General features: G+C 60.8%; 2 protein-coding genes. Both read left to right on the forward strand.

Annotated features, from left to right (window positions below; all coding sequences use genetic code 11):
- On the forward strand, window positions 1–193 hold a 193-nt coding region (locus A2I95_RS40565; RefSeq protein ID WP_291737968.1), incomplete at its 5' end, for a metallopeptidase TldD-related protein.
- Entirely contained in the window at window positions 180–983 is an 804-nt protein-coding gene (locus tag A2I95_RS40570; RefSeq protein ID WP_027256851.1) for a 3'(2'),5'-bisphosphate nucleotidase CysQ, read from the forward strand. The genes A2I95_RS40565 and A2I95_RS40570, both read left to right, overlap by 14 nt.
- Window positions 984–1154: the final 171 nt, after the last annotated feature.

Genomic DNA, 1154 nt, shown 5'->3' on the forward strand with positions numbered 1-1154 from the left:
CGATTATTCCCGCGGCGCTTCGGGCTTCTGGGTGGAAAGCGGCGAGATCGCCTATCCCGTCAACGAATGCACTATCGCGGGCAACCTGCTTGACATGCTGCGGCGGATCGTTCCCGCCAATGACGCGCGCGGGCACCTCTCAACCGTGGTCCCTTCGCTGCTGACCGAAGGAATGACCCTTGCCGGCAACTGACCTTTCCCTGCTTGTGAAAGCGGCGGAACAGGCCGGCGATATTGCGTGCCGTTTTTCCGGTCCCGAAGCCAAACGCTGGGACAAGCCCGGCGGCGCTGGTCCCGTGACCGAAGCCGACCTGGCCGTCAATGCAATGCTCGAAGACATGCTGCAACAGGCGCGGCCCGGCTATGGCTGGCTGTCGGAAGAAACTGAAGACAATGACGCGCGGCTGTTGCGCGACAAGGTTTTTATCATCGACCCGATCGACGGCACCCGCAGTTTCGCCGAGGGTTCCCGCACCTGGGCGCATTCCTTTGCTGTCGCTGAACACGGCGAGGTGACCGCCGCCGTGATCTATCTACCGCAACGGGAGCTGATGTACACTGCCGCCAATGGCCAGGGAGCGAATTGCAATGGCAGCCCGATTCATGTGTCCCCTGCAACAGAACTTTCCAGTTCTGAAGTGCTGGCTGCCAAACCTAACCTGCAGGCCCATCATTGGCTGGGTGGCACCCCGCCTGAATTCATCCGCAGCTACCGGCCATCGCTTGCCTACCGGCTGGCCAAGGTGGCAGACGGCCGTTTCGGCGCCATGCTGACCCTGCGTCCAAGCTGGGAATGGGACATTGCGGCAGGTGATTTGCTGATACGCGAAGCTGGCGGCATCCTTACAGATCAAACCGGCAGCCCCTTGCGCTTCAACAATCCGCACCCCCGCCTGAATGGGGTGGTTGCGGGCAATTCGGCGCTTCAGAATTCGCTGCTGACAGCGCTGGACCCGAACGGCCCTGGCATCGCTGGACATTAAACCAGACTGGCCTTATGCGGCACAGCAGCAGCGCTATCGTCATACGCAAATTTTTCACAGACAAACCCGCATGTTGCAGATACCTTGGGCCGGAAATTTCAGATCGAGCCAGATGCAACGGCGAACCACAGCTCCCAACCGCACCTCCGTTCTGCAGCCCCGCCCCAAAGG

The organism is Leisingera sp. F5 (assembly GCF_001593695.1).